Annotated in this window: 2 rRNA genes; both read right to left on the bottom strand. The window is 50.7% G+C overall.

The annotated features are described in order from the left end of the window. Position 1: 1 nt before the first annotated feature. Positions 2–117: ribosomal RNA gene (rrf, locus tag ACIOU6_RS27730) — 5S ribosomal RNA — on the bottom strand. Positions 118–286: 169 nt separating this feature from the next. Continuing rightward, a 23S ribosomal RNA gene (locus ACIOU6_RS27725) occupies positions 287–3,180 on the bottom strand. Positions 3,181–3,410 lie beyond the last annotated feature (230 nt).

The following is a 3,410-nucleotide window of genomic DNA, read 5'->3' as shown; positions in this document are numbered from 1 at the left end:
ATCTTGACGATGACCTACTCTCACATGGGGAAACCCCACACTACCATCGGCGATGCATCGTTTCACTGCTGAGTTCGGGATGGGATCAGGTGGTTCCAACGCTCTATGGTCGTCAAGAAATTCGGGTACTGACTCGTGACCTGTTGGCCTCGCTTCAGCAAATTGGGTATGTGACAGCTGTCGGTGTTTTGTGAACATCGAACTTTCGGTTCGTTTCGTCTTCACACACCGCAATCTGGTCTCTTTCGTTTGTTCAACGAGGAGCATCAAATTGCTTGGGTGTTATATGGTCAAGCCTCACGGGCAATTAGTATTGGTTAGCTCAACGCCTCACAGCGCTTACACACCCAACCTATCAACGTCGTAGTCTTCGACGGCCCTTCAGGGAACTCAAGGTTCCAGTGAGATCTCATCTTGAGGCAAGTTTCCCGCTTAGATGCTTTCAGCGGTTATCTTTCCCGAACATAGCTACCCGGCAATGCCACTGGCGTGACAACCGGAACACCAGAGGTTCGTCCACTCCGGTCCTCTCGTACTAGGAGCAGCCCCTCTCAAATCTCAAACGTCCACGGCAGATAGGGACCGAACTGTCTCACGACGTTCTAAACCCAGCTCGCGTACCACTTTAAATGGCGAACAGCCATACCCTTGGGACCGGCTTCAGCCCCAGGATGTGATGAGCCGACATCGAGGTGCCAAACACCGCCGTCGATATGAACTCTTGGGCGGTATCAGCCTGTTATCCCCGGAGTACCTTTTATCCGTTGAGCGATGGCCCTTCCATACAGAACCACCGGATCACTAAGACCTACTTTCGTACCTGCTCGACGTGTCTGTCTCGCAGTCAAGCGCGCTTTTGCCTTTATACTCTACGACCGATTTCCGACCGGTCTGAGCGCACCTTCGTACTCCTCCGTTACTCTTTAGGAGGAGACCGCCCCAGTCAAACTACCCACCATACACTGTCCTCGATCCGGATAACGGACCTGAGTTAGAACCTCAAAGTTGCCAGGGTGGTATTTCAAGGTTGGCTCCACGCGAACTGGCGTCCACGCTTCAAAGCCTCCCACCTATCCTACACAAGCAAATTCAAAGTCCAGTGCAAAGCTATAGTAAAGGTTCACGGGGTCTTTCCGTCTAGCCGCGGATACACTGCATCTTCACAGCGATTTCAATTTCACTGAGTCTCGGGTGGAGACAGCGCCGCCATCGTTACGCCATTCGTGCAGGTCGGAACTTACCCGACAAGGAATTTCGCTACCTTAGGACCGTTATAGTTACGGCCGCCGTTTACCGGGGCTTCGATCAAGAGCTTCGCGTTAGCTAACCCCATCAATTAACCTTCCGGCACCGGGCAGGCGTCACACCCTATACGTCCACTTTCGTGTTTGCAGAGTGCTGTGTTTTTAATAAACAGTCGCAGCGGCCTGGTATCTTCGACCGGCATGAGCTTACGGAGCAAGTCCTTCACCCTCACCGGCGCACCTTCTCCCGAAGTTACGGTGCCATTTTGCCTAGTTCCTTCACCCGAGTTCTCTCAAGCGCCTTGGTATTCTCTACCCAACCACCTGTGTCGGTTTGGGGTACGGTTCCTGGTTACCTGAAGCTTAGAAGCTTTTCTTGGAAGCATGGCATCAACCACTTCGTCATCTAAAAGATGACTCGTCATCAGCTCTCGGCCTTAGAATCCCGGATTTACCTAAGATTCCAGCCTACCACCTTAAACTTGGACAACCAACGCCAAGCTGGCCTAGCCTTCTCCGTCCCTCCATCGCAATAACCAGAAGTACAGGAATATTAACCTGTTTTCCATCGACTACGCTTTTCAGCCTCGCCTTAGGGACCGACTAACCCTGCGTCGATTAACGTTGCGCAGGAAACCTTGGTCTTTCGGCGTGGGTGTTTTTCACACCCATTGTCGTTACTCATGTCAGCATTCGCACTTCTGATACCTCCAGCAAGCTTCTCAACTCACCTTCACAGGCTTACAGAACGCTCCTCTACCGCATCACCCTAAGGTGATACCCGTAGCTTCGGTGTATGGTTTGAGCCCCGTTACATCTTCCGCGCAGGCCGACTCGACTAGTGAGCTATTACGCTTTCTTTAAAGGGTGGCTGCTTCTAAGCCAACCTCCTAGCTGTCTAAGCCTTCCCACATCGTTTCCCACTTAACCATAACTTTGGGACCTTAGCTGACGGTCTGGGTTGTTTCCCTTTTCACGACGGACGTTAGCACCCGCCGTGTGTCTCCCATGCTCGGCACTTGTAGGTATTCGGAGTTTGCATCGGTTTGGTAAGTCGGGATGACCCCCTAGCCGAAACAGTGCTCTACCCCCTACAGTGATACATGAGGCGCTACCTAAATAGCTTTCGAGGAGAACCAGCTATCTCCGAGCTTGATTAGCCTTTCACTCCGATCCACAGGTCATCCGCTAACTTTTCAACGGTAGTCGGTTCGGTCCTCCAGTTAGTGTTACCCAACCTTCAACCTGCCCATGGATAGATCGCCCGGTTTCGGGTCTATTCCCAGCGACTAGACGCCCTATTAAGACTCGCTTTCGCTACGCCTCCCCTATTCGGTTAAGCTCGCCACTGAAAATAAGTCGCTGACCCATTATACAAAAGGTACGCAGTCACCCAACAAAGTGGGCTCCCACTGCTTGTACGCATACGGTTTCAGGATCTATTTCACTCCCCTCTCCGGGGTTCTTTTCGCCTTTCCCTCACGGTACTAGTTCACTATCGGTCAGTCAGTAGTATTTAGCCTTGGAGGATGGTCCCCCCATATTCAGACAAAGTTTCTCGTGCTCCGTCCTACTCGATTTCATGACCAAGAGATTTTCGCGTACAGGGCTATCACCCACTATGGCCGCACTTTCCAGAGCGTTCCGCTAATCTCAAAGCCACTTAAGGGCTAGTCCCCGTTCGCTCGCCACTACTAAGGGAATCTCGGTTGATTTCTTTTCCTCAGGGTACTTAGATGTTTCAGTTCCCCTGGTTCGCCTCTTGCACCTATGTATTCAGTACAAGATAACCATCTTATGATGGCTGGGTTCCCCCATTCAGACATCTCCGGATCAAAGTCTGTTTGCCGACTCCCCGAAGCTTTTCGCAGGCTACCACGTCTTTCATCGCCTCTGACTGCCAAGGCATCCACCGTATGCGCTTCTTCACTTGACCATATAACCCCAAGCAATCTGGTTATACTGTGAAGACGACATTCGCCGAAAATTCGAATTTCTCAATTAAGAGAACTCACAAATTTTACCTTAGCCTGAATAAACACCAGTGAAAGTGCTATCCAGTCTATCTTTCTATCACATACCCAAATTTTTAAAGAACGATCTAATCAAAGACTAGAAATCAACATTCATCATCGCATCGATGGAATGCTCATTTCTAAGCTTTCA

Origin of the sequence: Pseudomonas sp. NPDC087615, assembly GCF_044743445.1 — a bacterium.
Taxonomy (GTDB): domain Bacteria; phylum Pseudomonadota; class Gammaproteobacteria; order Pseudomonadales; family Pseudomonadaceae; genus Aquipseudomonas; species Aquipseudomonas baetica_A.
The sequence above is the reverse complement of the archived record's forward strand: the minus strand, read 5'-3'. Positions and strand labels throughout refer to the sequence as shown.